Annotated in this window: 14 protein-coding genes; 7 read left to right on the top strand and 7 right to left on the bottom strand. The window is 44.6% G+C overall.

The window, feature by feature from the left end; translation table 11 throughout:
* Positions 1-4: 4 nt before the first annotated feature.
* Entirely contained in the window at positions 5-448 is a 444-nt protein-coding gene (gene nusB / locus J7K63_03100; protein ID MCD6234015.1) for a transcription antitermination factor NusB, read from the bottom strand.
* Between the two features lie 194 nt (positions 449-642).
* Here nusB and J7K63_03095 point away from each other — a divergent pair, with 194 nt between their 5' ends.
* Positions 643-906, top strand: a complete 264-nt coding sequence (locus J7K63_03095) for a hypothetical protein (GenBank protein ID MCD6234014.1) — start codon at positions 643-645, stop codon at positions 904-906.
* 198 nt (positions 907-1,104) lie between these two features.
* On the opposite strand, the gene J7K63_03090 is transcribed toward J7K63_03095, so the two are convergent.
* Positions 1,105-4,413, bottom strand: coding sequence for a S8 family serine peptidase (locus J7K63_03090; GenBank protein ID MCD6234013.1), 3,309 nt, complete (start codon positions 4,411-4,413; stop codon positions 1,105-1,107).
* 211 nt (positions 4,414-4,624) lie between these two features.
* Here J7K63_03090 and J7K63_03085 point away from each other — a divergent pair, with 211 nt between their 5' ends.
* The 3 genes from J7K63_03085 (at position 4,625) to J7K63_03075 (ending at position 7,197) form a co-directional block, all read left to right on the top strand.
* Positions 4,625-5,185 (top strand): hypothetical protein, encoded by a 561-nt coding sequence (locus J7K63_03085; GenBank protein ID MCD6234012.1) that lies wholly within the window; start codon positions 4,625-4,627, stop codon positions 5,183-5,185.
* A 129-nt stretch (positions 5,186-5,314) separates the two neighbouring features.
* Complete coding sequence (locus tag J7K63_03080; protein MCD6234011.1) at positions 5,315-6,007, top strand: hypothetical protein; 693 nt, start codon at positions 5,315-5,317, stop codon at positions 6,005-6,007.
* An 83-nt stretch (positions 6,008-6,090) separates the two neighbouring features.
* Positions 6,091-7,197 carry a hypothetical protein gene (locus tag J7K63_03075; GenBank protein MCD6234010.1) on the top strand — a complete coding sequence of 369 codons (1,107 nt, stop codon included), beginning with the start codon at positions 6,091-6,093 and terminating at the stop codon, positions 7,195-7,197.
* A 5-nt stretch (positions 7,198-7,202) separates the two neighbouring features.
* On the opposite strand, the gene J7K63_03070 is transcribed toward J7K63_03075, so the two are convergent.
* Together J7K63_03070 and J7K63_03065 are read right to left on the bottom strand one after the other, a co-directional pair.
* Positions 7,203-8,291 (bottom strand): LptF/LptG family permease, encoded by a 1,089-nt coding sequence (locus tag J7K63_03070; GenBank protein ID MCD6234009.1) that lies wholly within the window; start codon positions 8,289-8,291, stop codon positions 7,203-7,205.
* Positions 8,288-9,508 (bottom strand): HlyC/CorC family transporter, encoded by a 1,221-nt coding sequence (locus J7K63_03065; GenBank protein ID MCD6234008.1) that lies wholly within the window; start codon positions 9,506-9,508, stop codon positions 8,288-8,290. Before J7K63_03065 ends, J7K63_03070 begins: the two co-directional genes overlap by 4 nt.
* A gap of 109 nt (positions 9,509-9,617) precedes the next feature.
* Here J7K63_03065 and J7K63_03060 point away from each other — a divergent pair, with 109 nt between their 5' ends.
* Together J7K63_03060 and mutY are read left to right on the top strand one after the other, a co-directional pair.
* Entirely contained in the window at positions 9,618-10,346 is a 729-nt protein-coding gene (locus J7K63_03060; GenBank protein ID MCD6234007.1) for a phosphatase PAP2 family protein, read from the top strand.
* Positions 10,343-11,395, top strand: a complete 1,053-nt coding sequence (gene mutY / locus J7K63_03055) for an A/G-specific adenine glycosylase (GenBank protein MCD6234006.1) — start codon at positions 10,343-10,345, stop codon at positions 11,393-11,395. Before J7K63_03060 ends, mutY begins: the two co-directional genes overlap by 4 nt.
* Here mutY and J7K63_03050 read toward each other — a convergent pair.
* On the bottom strand, positions 11,387-12,535 hold the full coding sequence (locus J7K63_03050; GenBank protein MCD6234005.1) for an aminotransferase class I/II-fold pyridoxal phosphate-dependent enzyme: 1,149 nt from the start codon (positions 12,533-12,535) through the stop codon (positions 11,387-11,389). The genes mutY and J7K63_03050 overlap by 9 nt on opposite strands.
* Positions 12,536-12,703: 168 nt before the next feature.
* Here J7K63_03050 and J7K63_03045 point away from each other — a divergent pair, with 168 nt between their 5' ends.
* A complete protein-coding gene (locus J7K63_03045) occupies positions 12,704-15,715 on the top strand; it encodes a T9SS type A sorting domain-containing protein (protein ID MCD6234004.1) in 3,012 nt (1,003 codons plus the stop codon).
* On the opposite strand, the gene J7K63_03040 is transcribed toward J7K63_03045, so the two are convergent.
* Together J7K63_03040 and J7K63_03035 are read right to left on the bottom strand one after the other, a co-directional pair.
* Positions 15,708-16,820 (bottom strand): polymer-forming cytoskeletal protein, encoded by a 1,113-nt coding sequence (locus tag J7K63_03040; protein MCD6234003.1) that lies wholly within the window; start codon positions 16,818-16,820, stop codon positions 15,708-15,710. The genes J7K63_03045 and J7K63_03040 overlap by 8 nt on opposite strands.
* A gap of 136 nt (positions 16,821-16,956) precedes the next feature.
* The gene (locus tag J7K63_03035; protein ID MCD6234002.1) at positions 16,957-19,929 is read right to left on the bottom strand and encodes a T9SS type A sorting domain-containing protein; all 2,973 of its coding nucleotides are present in this window, start codon (positions 19,927-19,929) and stop codon (positions 16,957-16,959) included.
* Positions 19,930-20,056: the final 127 nt, after the last annotated feature.

The following is a 20,056-nucleotide window of genomic DNA, read 5'->3' as shown; positions in this document are numbered from 1 at the left end:
ACTCCTACATCTCAGTCACTTCGGGAAAAATCCGTCCCTCTTCAATAAGATCGTGGTAGATCCGATCCATCAACCCGTTAATAAAAACGTGACTGTCATCGGTTGAGTACTTTTTTGCCAGTTCGATCGCTTCGGATATGGTCACGCGGGGAGGAATATCCTCGCAATAGATTAGTTCCGCAATCGCCTGGCGCAAAATAATTTTATCAATGAGCGCTATCCGGTTGAAATCCCAGTTGCGGGATCTGTTCCGTATTCTTTCATCAATGGATTCTTTATTGGCAAATGTCTGTTTCACCAGATCTCTTAAAAAGGTTTCGTCGTATTCAGGATTTTCATTTAACAACAAAACATCTATTATAACCTGATCTACGGGTTCCCGGCTCATCTCGAGCGCATAGAGTACCTGCAAAGACAATTCCCGTGCCTGTCGGCGAAGTTTCATCATAAATTATAAATCCTCTGATTCAAATAGAATGAAGGTAACTGCGCTGGTTTTGAAATATCCGGTTTCACGGTGCTATTTTACGAACAAAGGGACATTATATCAACAGGGTAATGAAGGGTTTTTTCGTGTCATTCAGAGTCTAAACATGTATTTTTTCATGAAAAGTATATTAGCATGAAAAAGGAGGATTCAACATGAAAAAAGTTGTTTTACTGGTTCTTATCGGAAAACGCAAGGAAGCAGCCGTGAATCTTCAAAAAGTTTTAACAGCCTGGGGATGTATCATCAAAACCCGGCTGGGAATCCACGACGGTGTATTGGAAAATTGCAGTGAAAAAGGTTTATTAATGCTTGAACTCTGCGGTTCGGATGAGCAGAATCATGAACTTGCCCGCAAAGTCGAGGTTATCACAGGGGTTCATTCCAAGCTGGTAGAACTGGAACTGGACGGGGAATAATTTGTCAGACATTTAATCAACACATCGGTCGCCTTCAACTCAAAACTCATCACTCATCATTCTCAACACATTTGGGATATCTTCCTCTGAATATTTTCAGGTTCATCAAACTGTGTTCAGGCGGATGGTTTTTTATCAGTTTTTTATTTATGATATCGTTTGATGTCTTGAAAAGAATCTGATTTTTAACGTAATGAGTTATTTTAGAAAAACCAACCGTTCAACATCTGAATAAGAGCCGCTGGAGAGGTGTAAAATGTAAAGACCGGAGCTCCAGTCTTTCCCCGATAAGGAATAAGTATTATATCCTGCTACACCATATAAGGTTTGTTTAACAACTTCTCTGCCGGTGAGGTCATAAACGACAAGATTCGCATTCCCCGCCCGGGGTTGAATCCATGAGACCGTCGTTTGGGGATTAAAAGGGTTGGGATATATTCCGGTAATTTGAAACTCCCGCGGGATAAGGGACTCATGAACACCGGTAAGAGTATAATCATAACGGTGTGTCCGCCCCGGGCCTCCGCCCCTGAGTCCGCCTATAGCCAGACAGGCTGCATCCGCCGAAACAGATTTAACATCCCACACCATCAGATATTTGTCTCCGGCTACAAATATTTCGGCATCTCCATCTCCATCAAGATCACTGAGAGTCGGTCCGCCATTGATATTTTCATTCGTATGAATGGGATATCCGCGAAACATTTCTCCTTTGATATTCCAGACCGCCACATCACCATTCGCAGAAACAGCAATGATTTCATCTGTCCCGTTGTTATCAATATCACCGGCACCAATCCGGGACGGTAACTGTTCAAAAATAACAGGCCAGCCTGTAAGAAAATTCCCCTGTAAATCCACAACGGCAACTTTTCGTACATCATAGGGATAAGCCAGTGCCGGGCCATCAGCAGTTCTGACGAGTGTCGGTTCGGTAATAACTTTCGATAATCCGTTGACGGTCGCCCGGACAGAGCCATCTTCCTGAAACAGTACAAGGCTTCCGTCCGACAATCCTGCTGCGATAATCAATTCCCCCTGATAATGTATCAAAACGGGGGTTGTGGCCTGTTGATCAGAAAGCCGGACCGGCCAACCTGAAAGAGGCGTTCCTTCTTCATCCGTTAAATAGAGCTCGCCATTCCCGGTAGAATAGGCAAGGACCGGTGATTCAGAAAGTGAATCAGAAACCGAGATGGCATTTTGAATAGCACTGCCGACCTCCAGGGGATATCCCTGAACCGGCACTCCATTCTTCTTCAGTGCCAGGATCTGTCCCCCTTTGGTTCCCACAACCACCTCAAGATCCTCCATGCTGTCTGACTGACCGATAGAGGGTGCTGCCACAATTGAATTCCCGGCAGAATAGGTCAGGAGAGTTTCCCCCCAGCCATTAAAGAGGATGATTTTTCCGGTTGTGGTAACGGCAACCAATTCCAGGGTATCATTTTGATCCAGATCTCCGGCAGCAATTTCCACGGGAATCAATCCACCTGCAGAAATGGGGAAACCCGGCAGAGTGTCCCCCGTAGCGGTCCAGGCCATGATGTTCCCGGCAAAGGTTCCGGCAACAATCTCTTTCCGGCCATCAAGGTTGATATCCCATACCAAAACCGATGAAACAATCATTTCAGACAGAGGTACCGGAAAGCCTTTCTGAAAAAGTGAAACCTGTACGGGTACATGCAGCCTGTCTTCAAAGCTATCCCCGCTAAGATTTTCCGAATAAACCCGGCATTCCAGAACCGATTCGCCGGTAGATGCTTCGGGCAATATGTGGAATTGCAATTTTTCGGTATGGGTACCTGACTCTCCCGAATTCAGATCGGGGAACGTGGCGACTGAATCGGTTATAATAAGCTCCGGCGTCGGGGAATGTAAAACGACTCTGATATTTTTGCCATCCTGCCAGCCCGGTTCATTGGAAAGGGTAAGCTGTAACCGGACTTTTTCCCCTGGATTGAGGATGCCATCACCGTCGTCATTGAGGATATACATCTCCTGATCCTGAATCACAAGCTGGGGTTTCAGCGCCTGGGCAATAGCCCTGTAAGGATTCACCCGTCCACTTCCCAATCTCCCGGCATATTCGGGATCATCATTGATGGTATAAATATCATCTGTATTATTGAGGATTTGATCGGTATACCACTGGACCGTCTGTCCCGGAATGTAACTCTTGAGGAGTGCCACCGATCCGGCTACGATGGGTGTTGCCATGGACGTGCCCCACCAGGACTGATATCCCTGAAGGTCTCCGGTTCCTGATGAGCTGAAAACAGTGGATAAAATGGATTCACCCGGTGCCGCGATATCCACATCTTCATGATAATTGGCCCACTTTCCCCATTTGTCGTTGGGTCCCAGGGCAGTTACGGATATTACTTCGGAATAGGAAGCGGGATAGAATTTCCCGTACTTTTCTATACCTTCATTTGTCCCATTTCCTGCAGCAGCTATAAGAATGGAACCAGCTTTTTTAGCTTCCCGAACAACTGATCTGGCTGAATAGCTATATGTACTATCCCCCCAACTCAGACTGATTATATCAGCACCAGATTTATATGCATACTGTATTCCTTGATATCCATAAGTTAGATATCCACCTTCATTATTATCAGTCATCGTCTTCACCGGAACAATAGATACCTGAAAAGCCGTTCCGGCGATACCGATACTGTTATCAGCAGAAGCGCCGGCAATGCCGGCACAGTGGGTCCCGTGCATCCGGGCGCTTACGGGTGCCGGTCCATCCAACACGGCCATGGGATCATTGTCCCCGTTTGAATATGTTGAACCGGAAGGATCCCAGCCGATCAGATCATCCTTATATCCGTTTCCGTCATCATCCACCCCGTTCAAATCGCCGGGATCCAACTGCCAGCGACCCTCAAGGTACAGGATGGTTTTCCCGTTACCGTTTGCATCTTCCCCCAAATTTTGCCAGATGTTATGAATCAGGTCGGGATGGGTCCACTCCACACCCGTATCCACAATGGCTATCTTCACCTCACGGCTTCCAGGGATAGTTCCTCCGGCAATATCCCAGAGTCCCCAGGCTTCCTGGGCTTCAATCTGCCGGATCCACCATTGTTGGGAATAGAGAGGGTCATTGGGAACGTAACTGCTTTTGATTTTAACCAGAGGTTCTTTTTCCGAATAAAGAATTTGCGGATCCCGGGCAAGGGCCTCCAGGCTTTGTTCTGCAGCCGCTTTACTGCGGGGAAACCCTGTTACCTGGTAAATCCGGTTCAGATAGATATCCCCTACATGTTCATGGGGTTCTGAGGCAGGCAGCCAAGGACGAATCGTCAGTCCGGGATTCCGGGCAAGCAAAGTATCAATCGCAGGAATGCCTGTTTGTCCGTCACGTAACTGTGTTTCCGTAATGAGCGGTGTTTCCGGCGTCAGGCAAAAAAGATAAGGATTTAACACATCAACACCGCCCGTAAGGACGTTCACGCTTAGAGCAAGAATCAGCAAGATTTTGACAGAAATATATTTCATTCAACCTCCGCGTTAAAATAATGAATATTTTACCCTAAAAAGGATACAAAAATCGAAGAATCTTACATGTTACGTAGAACACAGGACCCTGTTTACGTGAAGCAAATCACTTATATAAATCATTTTCTTGAATAAAAGCCTTTTTGCCTTTATATTCGTTAGAAATGTTAAATAATGAAGACAAACGAGAGTAAATCAGGAGGTCGATTTTATGAAGAAAGGACTTATTCTCATGCTGGTTGCGGTCGTTGCATTGTCCATGTTAAGTGGATGTGGCGGCAGTAAAAGCACATCAACCACCTCTCCGTACAACGAGCTGATGAAGATGGCCAAAGCCATTCGCGAAGCGGGAGGTATTGCTGATGTTGGGCAGGGACAGAGTTCCCGTGAAGACATTGCCCGGCAGAAAGCACAAAACAACGGACGTCAACAGCTCGCTTTGGCGCTGGAATCCAAAATCCAGGTTCTGCAGAAAAGCTTCCTGGAAGAAATCGGTTCAGCTTTGGAAACAGAGATCAATGAAGCCTTCACCAGTGTTTCCAAAACCATGGCCAGTACCACACTTCGGGGTGTTTTTCCTGAAGAGGAAAGAATGGTCAGCAAAGACGGACTTATTACGATTTACGTCTTAATGGCCATGGATCCTGCAACTTTCAACCAGTCTTTCCTGGACGAATTGCAGTCCAAACCCAAAGTGTACGAACGTTTTCGTGCATCACAGGCTTACGATGAGCTAAAAGGTGAAATGGAAGCCTACGAGTCCCAGGAGTAACGTGTTAAAACGTCAAGGGGTGTGCTGAACACACCCCTTTTTTTATTTCCTTTATCATTCATGCGAAACAAAAATATTTTTCTTATTATCTTGTTTTTGAATGTTCTGCCTGTTTTTCTATGCGGTCAGGTGAAATATCCTGAATGGTTTATATATCCCGGGGAATATCCTAAGGTCGTTACGGGTTTTGCCCGCGAGGGAAGTTCCACACTTGCAGATGCAGAAACCACATGGTGTGCCTACCATTCCTGTATTGCATTCGGGACTCTTTACCGGTATCAGGACCTGGATCAGGTGGACAGTGATTATTACTATAATTTTTCACCTGATGCCCTGAAAAAAATCAAAGGCAAACTCTACCCAGTTAAGGGAAGCCTTTTTGCCATTAACCTGATTACAAACGATTATATTGAAGCTTTTTCTTTGGAGGAGGATTTAAAACTCCCCACAGAATATATTGATTACCAATCTCTTCCCCGGCCTTCATGGATTGAAAAATATCCCATGTATACGGATTCAAGGTATTATTATGGAATCGGTGAATATACAAGCCGTTACAATAAAATTGATGCCTGGAAGAAATCGGAAGAAAACGCCATTTTTAACATCATGACAACCTTAGCTGTGGATTTCCACACTGTGATGATTGAAGCAAAATCCGACACCTATGACACGATGGAAAAAGTCCAGGCTTTGAAAGTCAAATATCTTCTCAGAAACATCCAGGTTCTGGAACGCTGGATGGACACAAACAAAAAACTTGTCTACGTTCTGGTCCGCATTCCAAGAAAAGATGTCATTTCTCCCATGTTAAACAAATAGATAAAATGTAAGGATTGTTGTTTATGAGATTTTCAGGAGTACTTGCATTCTTCCTGTCAGCGGTCCTGTGCTTTTCGGCTGACATGGATATTATTGTTGCGTATGATGCTTTTTCAGGAGATGTTACAACAGTAATACAGTACATGAAAGACGGAAAGACGGAATATATCCGCGGACACCTGAAGAATCCTTCAAAAGACAATAACATAACCATTGCCGAGCGGTTTTCCGGGGATGGTCAACAGTTCAGTTTTCAAAACACATCCGGTATCCAGGCACAGGTTTGGGTTGCAAATCACTTTGCAGATGAAGATTTTTTTGATGAATCCATGTTAACTGTCCTGCAGGAAGCTGAGGTGGCGATCATTGTTAACGACCATCGAAACAAAGTATCCCACCGGGTTGAAGTTCCGGAAGAACCCGGAATGATTTTCCTTGCAGGGACCGTTAATGACGGTGCTTTTTACCCCTCTCCAAGGATGTATCCCAAACTCAAATGTTTTTATCTGAGTGTGGTGGATGCCGAAACAGGCAATCCGCTTGCCGATGTACAGGCAGAGGTTCGATTCAGGGGGAATACGGTTTCAACCGGGAGTACGGATTCACGGGGTGAACTGGCACTGCAGCTCAGTGATTATGGCGATTACACTGTAAAAATCTTTAAGGAGGGTTACATTCCTGTTGAACACAGCTTTTTTCTGGATCTGAATGAAATCCCCACTTTACTCCGTGTTCCCTTATCAGAGGAGTTGAAAGAATACAGGATTGTTCTCACCTGGGGAGCCTTCCCCGCCGATCTGGACGCACATCTGACAGGTCCAACCCCCGACGGCAATACCTTTCACATCTGGTGGCAGCACAAGGTACTGGTTGGGGGGCGCAATTTTCTGGACAGGGATGACACGAATGGATATGGGCCAGAAACCATCACAATCTATGTTCCGGCAGATGGCCTGTATCAGTATGCGGTTCACAATTTTACCCAGCGTCGTGCCTCTGCTTCTACCGGTCTCCCTGGAAGTCAGGCACGGGTGGATGTATATGCCAACGGAAATCTGGAGTGCTCTTTCCGGTCGGATCCTGCTCAAAAAGGGACGGTGTGGCACGTATTCAATATAACAGAAGATAAAAAGATTGTCCCTGTTAACCGTTATTACCACCAATCAGACAGTAAAAAGATTTTTAAATAAGATTCTTATTTTCTGGCTTTAATCAACAGCAAGGATCCCAAAACCATGAAGATGACATTGGGCAGCCATACAGACCAAAACGGTGAAATCAGGCCGGTATAGCCGATGGTTTGCCCAAGTTTCAACACAGTTACATAAATAAAAATCACCATCAGGCTTATTCCGATTCCAGGCCCCAAACCACGGCTTCGGTTTTGATATGAAACCAGGGGAATCCCGAATAAAATTAAAATAAAGGGTGTGAAATTCATGGCACCTTTGAAATTCAAATTGACAAGCCATTTGGTATCATTGAGTCCAAGAGCATGAATTTTTCCGATAAAATCCCTTAGTTGATCCCAGGTCATATTTTCCGGATCCAGATTTTTTTGGGATACTTCCAGCGGGGTAAGGGCAATCTCGGCAATAACCGTATCCAGATAAGTATAATCACGAATGTACCCGTCTTTCATGACACGTTTCTCAACACCGGTCAGTAGCCAGTTTCCCTTATGCCAAATAATATTCCGGGCATCCAAACGTTCTTTCAGTTCACCTTGTTTAAATATCTGCAGGCTGGCGTGCTGTCCCCGGTCTGTTGACGTATCATAGGTTCGGATATTAAGCACCTTTCCGTTTTCCAGCTGCAGGAAAATATGGTTTCGAAGCCTCCGGTCTGTAGATCTGCGTTTAGACATATAATCCCGCTTGATTTCATAAAGCCGTTGATTAGACGGTACCACTACTGAATCTTCAAAGAGGAAACTGGCATAACTTAAGAAAAATCCCAAAACAAGAAATGGGAGAGCAATCCGATACAAACTGATTCCTGATGCTTTCATAGCCGTCAGTTCATTAAGTTTGTTCAATTTACCCAGGTTAAAAACAACAGCCAGCAGGGCGGACATGGGGATGGCTATATGAATAAAAAAAGGAAAGATATTTATATAATAGAGCAAAACAGCCCTAAGATTCATGTTGTTATCAATAAAACTGTCCACATTTTCCACCAGGTCAACCACCAGGAATACACTTAAAAAAATAAGCAATGCGGCAAAAAAGAATACAAAAAACCGTTTAAGCAGGTACCAGTCTAAAAGGCGAATAATTTTCATGTTAAGGTATGTATTTTCAGGTAATCGATACTTTTTGCCGATGCCCTGAGGATTGTGAATTCCAGTCTGCCGATAATCATTTTTTCATTTTTAACGGGGAAATGGTCGGTATTTTCAAGAATATAACCGGCAATGGTTTCATAATCCCCGTCGGGAATTCCCAGATTATATGATTTATTCAATTCTTCAACACTTGCCCGTCCACCCATAATGAGATCACCATTGGAAAGCATTTTTATAGTATTGTGGTTTTCATCGTATTCATCCTCAAATTCACCAAAAATTTCCTCCACCAGATCTTCCATGGTCACAATTCCGGAGGTGCTGCCATATTCATTCACAACGGCGGCGATGCTTATATTGTTTTCCTGAAATTCCCTGAGCAATTCAAAGACCGGTTTGGATTCGGGATAGACCTTGATGGGACGGACAATTTCCTTGATTGTTTTGGGGTTTTGAAGCAGGTCATGAATAACAATGAAACCGATGATTTCATCGATGGTATCGGACCAGATGAGCAATTTTGAAAAACCAGACTGGATAAAAAGGGGCCTTGCTTCTTCGATATCAGCGGTTACCGGGAGTCCGACTACATCCGGCCGGGGTGTTTGTATTTCCCCGGCAGTCCTGTGAGAAAAATCAATAACATTATTGATATATTCCTTTTCCCGTTCATCAATTATACCGGATTTGTGACTCAGGGAGATACTTCTGCCGAATTCATCCCGGGTAATCACAGCTCTGATTTCTTCCGGATGGCTTTTAGCCAGGAAAAGAATACCTTGAATGATTTTCTGCACGGGCCATGTCACGGGGAACAGCAGAATCCGGATCCACCGGATCGTCAAAGCAAAAAAGATCACCGCCTGATTCGGAATTTCCCGGACAATGGCTTTTGGAATCAGTTCCCCGAAAATCAGAATCATGAGGGAAACGATCAATACAATCTGAATTTCAGAGAAAAGTTCAAGTGTAAGAAAATAGAGAGTTGCATAGGATGTAGCAAGGATGTTGGCAAGATTATTCCCCACTAAAATCATGGTTAAAATATCTTCACGGTTTTTCAGATAATGCATCGTCCGTTTGGCGTTTTTCTTCCCGCTGTCGGCCCAAATCCGGATTTTAACCGGATTGGCAGCCATAAAGGAAAGCTCGGCCGAACTGAAATAAGCAGAAAAAAGGATTCCAACCAGTATGAAAATAAGTTCAATCTGCATGTACATATCGTTTTACCATTCATCTATATTACCCAGGACAAAGTTAAATATCAAGAATTAGCTGATTGCCTGAACTTGATATTCCTTAAGATTTTGTTTAAGATTCTTCATGAAAAAGTTTATTTCAAATCTCCTGATATGTTTATTGTGCTTTCATGTCATTTCCCTTAAAGGAGAAGTAAGCAACAAAGAATATCTTTTTGAAGTCATTCCGGGAGCTGCTGAACCTTCATTTGTCTTTCCGGTTCTGGCAGGCGGGGCGATTCTTTCATTGGCGATGAACCCTCTCGAAAAATCTTTAAGGGACCACTTATATACCGAACCCTTTCTGCCTGAAAGTGTTTCTCATTTTTGTGACCGGTATATTACGGATTTCTGGTTTCTTCCGGTTTCAGCAGCAGGAGCGCTGGCTGAAGGGATGAAACATGACCATTATTACAAACCTCTCCGTCACATGGTTGCTGCACATGCCATAAATCTGGGATTTACTTATGCTCTGAAATGGAGTATTGGACGGATTCGGCCTGACGGGACCCCCCTATCTTTTCCTTCCGGTCACTCGTCCATAGCTTTTACCACAGCTACACTGATGTACAACTGGCACGGCACCACAGTCGGGGCCCCCATGTATGCTTTCGCTGCGTTGACTGCCTTGTCCCGGGTTAATGACAAACGCCACTGGCCTGTGGACGTCCTGTTTGGTGCCGTTCTGGGAACAGTAACTGCACGGGCTCTATACCTTTCCGAAGAAGAGAAGAATGATAAAGCAGATGTAGTACCTCTGATGCTACCGATTGTAGAGTTCCGTTTTTCCACTGCCCGGTGGAGTCGCAAATGACATACAGTATGACACCGGAAAAGGTGCATTCTTTAGTTGACTGGTTCCATCGTGCAAAGCGGGTTATGCCCTGGCGGGGTGAAACGGATCCTTACAAAATATGGATCAGCGAAATCATGCTTCAACAAACCCAAGTTTCAACGGTTATCCCTTATTATCAGCGCTGGATGAATAAATTTCCACATGTATCCGATGTCGCACAGGCATCGTTGCAGGATATTCTAAAAATGTGGGAAGGACTGGGATACTACACCCGTGCCAGGAATCTCTACAAAGGTGCCATCTACATTGAAAACGTTTTAGGCGGGGAGTTTCCTAAAAACCGGAATAATCTGCTTAAAATCCCCGGCATAGGTCCTTACACTTCAGCCGCCATTGCCAGCATTGCCTATAATCAACCATACGGTGTGGTGGATGGTAATGTCAGCCGGGTGATGGCCAGACTCTACCGGATCGGAAACGTAACATCCTCAGCCCGGTTTAAAGCAACAGTGACAGATCTCGTCAATCAATCCCTGGCATGGGAGTCACCCCGCCGGGTTAACCAGGCCTGGATGGAATTGGGAGCCCTGGTCTGTACTCCAAACCCCTCCTGTTCAAACTGTCCTCTGCAATCCTTTTGTGAAGCCCGACTACATAATTGTTTGGCAGACTTTCCCGTCAAGCCGGACCGTAAAAAGATTCCTGTACGTGAAGGAGCGATATTTATTATTCAAAATTCTCAAAAAGAAATTTTACTGGTCCGACGGCGTGAGACGGGGCTTCTTCCGGGATTGTGGGAATTACCCAACACCCTGTATGATGAGCAGCCTCTGGCAGACTTCACCATGGCTAATGATCTTTTACTGGATCGCTCTTATCTGGTCAAAGCGGAGCACACCTATTCCCATTTTAAAGTCATCTTTGAATTGTATGATGCGACCTTGCACAGTGATTGGTGGAATGATTACTGGGATGAATTCAGATGGGTCAATCCAAAAGATTTAAAAACATATCCACGCCCGAAAGTTCACATAAAAGCCATGAAAATCGCAGGCTTCTTATCGTGAAGAAAGACCAGTGACAAGTCTTTGCAGCCCATCGTGAAGGCGGCTGCCATCTGCATATGAGATCCTGATAAAACCTTTCAGTCCGAAAGCACTGCCCGGTGTAACAGCAACGCCGAATTTTTCCATCAGGTGAGAACTTAACACTTCATCGCTTATCCCGGGATAGATACTTCGGATATCAGCAAAAACATAAAATGCTCCGGCAGGATGAATAAAGGAGAGATTTTCCACATGACTTAAAGCCTGCAATACTTCATTCCGCCTGGAAACAAAGACATCAAGAGGCAAAGCGTATTTTTCAGGGTCTTGAAGGGCTTTCAAAGCCGCAAACTGGGAAGCGGTCTGGGCATTGCCGATCATGTGTCCCTGCACGATCTTCATGGGTAATATATATTCATCCTCTGCCACAGTATATCCGATACGCCAACCGGTCATGGCAAATTCCTTGCTGAAACTGCGAACGAGGATTATGGATTGGCGAAACGGCTTCAGAATCCGGGAGATTTCCTCTTTTACGGTATTGTCATAGATAAAATGACGGTACACATCATCCAGGATGCACAATATACAGTTTTTCTTTAAAAAGCTCAGTAATCCCCGGAGTTCTTCCGGTGAATAGACACTCCCGGTAGGATTCACCGGGGAGTTTAAAATAAAAAAGCGGCTGTTGGTTGTGAGATAAGGTTGAAGCTCCTCCGGTCCTGTTTTATATCCTTTCTCCGGGTTTCCTGGGACATAGACCGGCTTTGCCCCGGCATAGCGAATCATAGGGAAATAGGATGGATAATAGGGGACGGGGATAAGGACTTCGTCGGTTTTTTTTGCAAGAGTCAGTAGTGCTGTAAAAAGAGCCGGTTTTGCTCCGGCAGTAATGATAATATTTCTATTACCGTCAGTTTCCCATCCTTCATGTTGCATCACAGCAGATACGGCTTCCCTCAGTTCCGGAATCCCTTCAGAAGGAGTGTACCTGATTTGCCGGGATTGAATTGACTGACAGGCAGCTCTTTCAATATCTTGAGATGGTGGGATATCCGGTTCACCCACACATAAATTGATAATATCCTTCCCCATGGAACGCAGCTTTTTCATCTGATGAAAAACAGCCAGTGTCCCCGATTCTTTTAATGTTTTTTTCATGATGCAAATTTAGGCACAGATCAAAGACCTGACGAAACATTTTATTTCTCTATAGATTACCTGCCAGGAAAACCATATAAATTCTCTTTCTTTTGATTCAACTTTTAATTCAAAAAGGAAGCGCCTAAATTTTGTTCTATGTGGAAGTACATAAAGAAGCTTTCAACCGTGTTCGCCTTTTTTCTTTTAATGGTTGATACATTACCTGCTTATGCACAAAACCCGCCGGAGATCCTACTCCCCGGCAACAATGATATCATCTCATATCTCCCATATAAACTTGTGTGGGCCTATCCTGACAGCTTTCGGATTTATCAACAGTATATCAGGATCAGCCAGGACCCTTTCGGGGATATTATCCATTTACAGCGGATTCTCACAGGCAGAGAGCGGGATTATATATTACGAAGTGGATTGGCAGACAATAAGGCATATTATCTATTTGTGGGCAGCCTGACTGAGCCGGATACATCAATCCTATGGTCCATTCCGGTATCATTTACACTGGATCATCTGAACAGTCCACCCGGAGAATTTTTTATTCATGATATTCCGGATACTTTAACTCCGGGGACTCCGTTACGGTGGACAAGCTCTGCGGATCCCGATCCCTTGGATACACTTTTACGGTACATCATTTTTACTGAAGATACCGAAGACTCATCTCTTCAGCAGGAAATCCTCCATATTCCGGAAAATGCCAGCCTTCAGGAACATTCTGCAGATATCACACCCACACTGATTAACCATAAAACATATCGTGTCCGGATATTCGCCGAGGATTTAGAAGGTATCCTGCAAGAAGGCATCCCATCCCAAACATTTGTGTACAATACGGGCAAAAACAAGGCACCCGTCTCGCCAAAAGGGTTAAAACCTTTTGACATCACTGAATTGTCGCCCGGGGACAGGCTCCGATGGGATAACGTGTATGATGCTGATGGGGACCGGGTGTTCTATTCAGTCCAGATGGACACCACCCCGATTTTTACACAGCCCTTTGAATTCACAACATTAACTCCTTTCTATCTTATCAATGATTCTTTGAAAAACTATTTTTCAGATGACAACCGGATTTTCTGGCGGGTACGGGCACAGGATTTATGGGGAGGTTTTAGTTCATGGTCCACGTTCGGATCCTTTTATATCAATTTTGAAAACACGGCACCATATTGGACATCTCCTTTCCTCCCGGAGGAAACACATCACATCGTGACTCACGAATCTTTTATACTCCAATGGCCGGATGCAGAAGATGATGATTATTCGGATAAGGATTCTATGACTTATCATATCTGGTACCGATCGAAGGAGGATCCTGAGCGGTATCACTTTAAAGAAAAATCTGCCCGTCATACGGTGCCTGTTGAAACATTAAAAGAAAACGGTACATACCATTATTTTATCAAAGCAGAAGATGCTGCGGGACATTTTTCAAAACAAAGCATACGGGGTATAATCACGCTCAATCGTATTGAAGAGCCCCCTTATATTCCCCCTCGTATTGTCTATCCTCCGGATAATCAAATCCTTTTGCCTTCGGGAAGACTTGCCTGGCATATCAGTGAGGATCATGATCCGCTGGATACGTTGAAATACATTCTGACGATTTCTGAAGACTCTTTATTCCGGAAAAATATCCTCAGGGAAATCCTCACTAAATCCCGCCTTCCGGTCCATGCACATTTATTAGCAGGATTTAATCGATGGGATCCCATGCAAACACTTTTTTACACACCTAATCCCGACACAATGCTCGTCCAGCTGAATTACTTGTCCTTCTGGCATCGTTTACGGGATAACCAAAGATATTACTTCAGGGTTCAGGCCGTTGATACAAAGCAGCTGCGGTCCGATATATCCGAAACAGGAACATTTATATTAAACAAAAAAAACAATCCGCCCGAGCCGGTGGCAGAGATCTATTTTCCCTGTCACAGGTGTAACATACATACAACGAATCCGTTGTTTCACTGGAAAGCCTCGGACGATCCTGATCCGGATGGGGATACTGGCACCACCCGGTATCAATTAAATATCCGTGATGTTGATAAAAACACCATTGAGTATATCCTGACAGAACCTGGTGAATCACAAATCAAACCTGCATACCCATTCCGTGAAAACGGTAGATATGAATTAAAAATCCGGAGTTTTGACGCAAAATCAGCGTTCAGCGAATGGACTGATCCGGTTTACTTCTGGATAAATGAAAAACCGGAATTACCCGTATTGAATCCCGATGCTTTTTCAATTCAGGCAGACAGCATCATCACGAAGTCAAATCCGGTTTTTCATTTTGGCTCTGTTTGCTCACCCGATCCTCCGGAAGAACAGATAAAACTCTTCATGGATATCCGTTTTATCTTTCCTGCTTCAGAGGATACAATCCTATTCCCTTTGCTCCCGTTTCAATCACAGTTCAATAATTCCGATCTTTCTTTTCCGGAAAACACACGGGGGATTTATCAGGTTCGGTTGAGAACAGAGGACAGTCTGATGGGACATTGGACTAAGGCAATTCCCTTTGGGGTGGACATGTATGCTGATATTCCACTGCCCTTTTATTTGCTCCATCCCAAAGCAGGTCAGGACACCGTGAAGGTCAATCCGAAATTTAAATGGACAGCCTGTATTGATCCGGACCTGAATGATGAGATAACATATACCCTCTATATATCTCCGGACAGTACTTTTTACGAGGATACATATATTATCAGGGACATCAAAGAAACGCAATATAAGTTCGATGATTATGATTTGGAAGATAACACAAAATATTTTTGGAAAGTGTCAGCAGAAGATAAAAACGGACATATTGTATGGGGAAGTAACTCAAATTTTGAAAGCCGGTATTTTATTGTGGGTCTTTTGGAAGCAGCTGATAGAGACGGCAGGGGCGGACAGGGGCATGAATTTCATCCGGTTCAACCGAATCCGTTCAAGGATATTGTTCATTTAAAATTCACGCTGGGACAGTCAGAAGAAGTGACCATCAGCATATACAACATCATAGGGCAGCGGATAGAAATCATTCATCACGGCGTATTTGCAGCCGGAACTCACAGTATTAAGTGGGATATAACACAAGCCGGTGTTCCTTTACCGGCCGGTGTTTATATCTTTACCTTAAGAATTGGCAACAGAGTATTGCAGCAAAAAGGGTTGTACATCAAGTAGATGTTTCGGATGCAATGATCTTAAGTGCTTTTTGCCTTTTAAGAATCCAGTACCAGATACTGCCGAAGCCCACAAAAACCCAGATTACAAAAAAGAGAAACGAAAGCAGTGGTATTTTTATAAGCAGGTGGAGCACCAGAAGGCCGGTTGCTGCCGGGAGCATACCCTTTTGAAAGCCGGGAATATTTTTAGTAATAAGTTCCCCAAGCCACACAGCCAGCGGAAACTGTCCCAAGAAAACCGTAACACCGAAAAAGAGCAGAAACAAAATGGAGAAAGGAATTGAAACAATAAAAATCATGGATAAAATGCCCAATAGCGGAATGAGAACCAGGCACAGGAGTCCCCACAGACCCATTTTCACCGGTTCATGCTTAATCAGAAAACCGCTTCCTTTAAAAGATGCCGGGAACAGATAATACCAAAGCGCGGCACAAATCAGGCTGAACAGGAAAAAATTCAAGCCTACAAAGAGGGGATGTATCCGGATATGGGGCACATGAATGTCGCATGGCCCCCAGGGTTTCCAGTAATAACATTTTTCCCTGGGTTCCTGATGGCTGACAACACCTGTCACCAGGGCCATTTCAGACGCCTGGTAATCTTCTACATAGGTCTCCAGGTTGCCGTCCACATTCCCATTCAGGTAGAGTGTATTGCCATGTATTTCCACATCTCCCTGTATATGTCCTTGAAGTGTGATATCATCACCTGCAATAGCCACATCACCCCGGATATAAGATGTAGAATCGAGGACGATTTTACCACCTGCAATATTCACATCATTAAAATAACGGCCCGTCAAACGGATATTTCCACCGGCAATATAAACATTATCTTCAACGATACCATTCACCATACACTCACCACCGGCAATGTAAAGGTCATTATCCGTACTCCCGTTAAAGCGGACATTTCCCCCAAGGAGATAAAGATTTCCGTCAATATCGCTGTTGATTTCCACATCTCCGGCGAAAATGGCATAATCGCCATCCACATCATAGGTATGTATGATTTTCGATCCGGTACGTATTTCCAGGGCAAACAGGGATGTTGAGCCAAGGAAAACACAAATAAGAATCAACCATTTCATCATTTTTTTCATTGTATCACCTCTTAATTGTGATGATCTGATGTTACAAGTTTAAGAAATGTTGTCAGTATAAGTATTAGTATACCCCTTTTTACGGCAAAAAAAAACCCCGGAAATCCGGGGTTTTTTATAGTCAGGATCGTTTACCTTATTTCATGTAAACCATCTTTTTCGTTGCAGCATGTTCACCGGCTCTGACGGTGTAGAAATAAACACCGGTAGAGACCGTCATACCAAAGTCATTGGTACCATCCCAAACGATACGATATGTACCGACATTCTGCGTACCTGCATTGAAAGTACGGACAGCCTGTCCAAGCACGTTATAGATGGTCATTGTGACATCGGCACGTTCAGGAATACTGAACTCAATGGTTGTTGACGGGTTGAAGGGGTTCGGGTAGTTCTGGCGAAGTTCAAACACTTCGGGAACACCGGCCACATCTTCATCAACTTTGACCCACCAGGAACAATCATAGGTATCAAGGGAGTCTACTCCCTGACCCCATGGCAGACGGGCATCAGCATTCTGCATACCGTAACAATCCATTTCCAGCTCGAAGGTAGCATTGGCATCATCTACAACAGCACTATGATTTTGGTCAAATCCAGCTTCATTATCGAAGCCGTTAGCACCGTACTTATAGATGAAGTTCTTCGCGCTGTAGGCAGGATACACAACGGAACCGCTGAAGATATCATCACCGGCTGTTGCATCTTCGCCCTGGCCATCATCGTACAGTTTATTTTCATCGGGAATATTAGCCCAGGGCCACCCGTTGAAGAAACCGTTTACACCGATGAAAGTCACTTCGTCATAGGAGTAAATTGTATCGGCATCACTTTGAACATCCACGACAGGATGGCCGTCATTCAAGGCAGCTTTCAGAGGATAAGCATCAACCTTGAAAATCAGGGTTACATCCTGGCTGGTAATATCATCCCAGCTGACATCGCTGAAGAATACGCGTGGCAGTTCAATGGATGTAGAACCATCAAAAGTCAGAACACGATTGGGAGAAGATTCCCAGTTGTCGGTTCCACCGCCGTTATGAACGAATTTGTACTCTTCTGTTTGTCCCATACCAACACCGGTAAAGGTTTTGTCCAGAAGATAAAGATCATCATCGGAAGGATCCTTTGCCAGAACATCATCTTCCGTGTGAGCCCATCCGTTGAAGGATCCGCGGACATCAACAACATCCGAAGCTGGATCAAAGGATTCTTTTACGATTTCGATGCCCATATCCACCTGGAAGCGGACAGTGACATCCTGAACAAAATAATTGCTGAAGACAGCCCCTGCCAGATAATCCGGATACCACCAGTCAACAGAGTCTGAGATAGCATCCAAAGCAATGGGATCCACACCATAGAATGCGGATCTGGTTCCGGCAGTCGTTTCATTCAGCACACCTACGGTGTAAGCTGTTTCATTATCTTCAGCATATCCTATCATACTGACAGTCGCACCGGAAGCTTCTTCGAAACCGTCAAACCAGTTCGTACCACCGGTAATATAATCCGGCCAGTAGTAGAGTACCGGTACAGGAGTTTCAGCATTCAGTTCGTCATAGAGAGGACCTGTAACCACATCCCCCTGAATGGGTTCAAGGATAGAAGGAGCAGCTTGATCCGTGGCATTGATGTCAGCAATATAGGTGGCAATACCCACAATATCCTTAAAGAACGTACCATCTTCAAGGGTCATGGGAGTTGAAGGCCAACCATAGGGATAGCCAAGCAGCTCATCACCGAAACCAAGATAGTTCTTATTTCCGGCATCGGCCCATGTTTTCAGGGCATCATAGGTTGTAGTGCCATGACCACCCAGGTCAACAATATAGTCATAGCTGTTCAGCAGATCAATTTCAGCTTCACCATAAGACCATACATCATAAGGCAGCCCAACACCCGGCCATACATAGGCACCAAACCATCCCATACTATAACCGGAATTGTTCAGAATAAGCACAGAGTTTACGGGAAGGAAGATCATATATTCGTAGACAGGTGTTTCGCCCACATTACCTTCCACGTCTGTAGCTACTACTTTGTAAGCAATGGTTGATCCCGGAGATTGTCCAGGAATCGTCGCAGCATATTCGTCGCCTGTTCCCTTTGTCATGGTAACACTCTGTTCAGCGCCACCATCTATAGTATAGACAACTTCAGCAGTTTGTACACCGGCATTTCCACCGGAGGGGTTATCGTCCGTAATGGTTGCCACCACTTCACGTCCTTCAGTACTGACTGTCGTGATCAGGGGCGTATGCTCAATAATCGGCGGACGGTCACCTGTCAGGTTAACTTTTACAACCCAGTCCCAGATATACTTACGAACATACCAACCGAACTTGCTGATCGCTGAGTTGGAAAATTCATCATAGAATTTCATGGCCGGATAATATTCATAGGGTTGAATATCGCCGGACATAAAACCCAGACGACCTTCAGGGTCACGGGCATCCGTACCGACAAATTCTGCAATCACAGCAAAAGGCACACCGGCCTCCATTGTAGGATAGAGACCTTCACCACTCAGAGCCAGACTTACCGTATCATCGGATTCCAGTTCGGATCCAATCGGCACTGACATGGCAGATACATAAGAAGGCCAGATTTTCTCTGTCAGGGGATCACCGGGGGTAAAATCCGGAAGCAGATCCACCCAATTGGTTCCCTGCCATTCATAATCACCTTCCGTATCTTCATAGTAACCAACTGCAACATTGTCCCTCTGGGCATAGTCACCCATATCCCATGTGAGATAGGATGTTCCCCAGATGGAAACATTAAAGGATTCATTCCCGTTTGCCACACCCGTCACATCGGAAAGACGGAAGAAAATTTCCTGCATTTCTCCGTCAGCTGCCGGAACAAAATACTCATAGAAAGTATCTTCCGGCCAACCACCAAAGTTGACGAGTCCGGTGGCGGGAATGGGGTACCGCATATAATCAATGGTGCCTTTCGCAACCAAAGGGGTACCTTCTGTCACCTGTGCCTTTGCCGGCTGTATTTCCCGGTTCCATTTTTCGCTTTCCAAAGCAGCGAAAGCAGAACCAACAAATGCAACCAAAAGGAAGGTAACGACCAAACCTCGTACCAAACGATTCATGTTTGAACCTCCTCAGTTAACATTGTTTTTGTTGTATTGTTAATCATTATCCACTCAAAATGTAACGACGCTTTTCTGAATATTGCAAGTTTTTATTCAAAAAACTTTTAATTTATGCACCTTTACG

The organism is Candidatus Neomarinimicrobiota bacterium (assembly GCA_021157965.1).
Classification (GTDB): Bacteria; Fidelibacterota; Fidelibacteria; order Fidelibacterales; family Fidelibacteraceae; genus Fidelibacter.
Note: the sequence above shows the minus strand (reverse complement) of the source record. Positions and strands in the feature narration are given on the sequence as shown.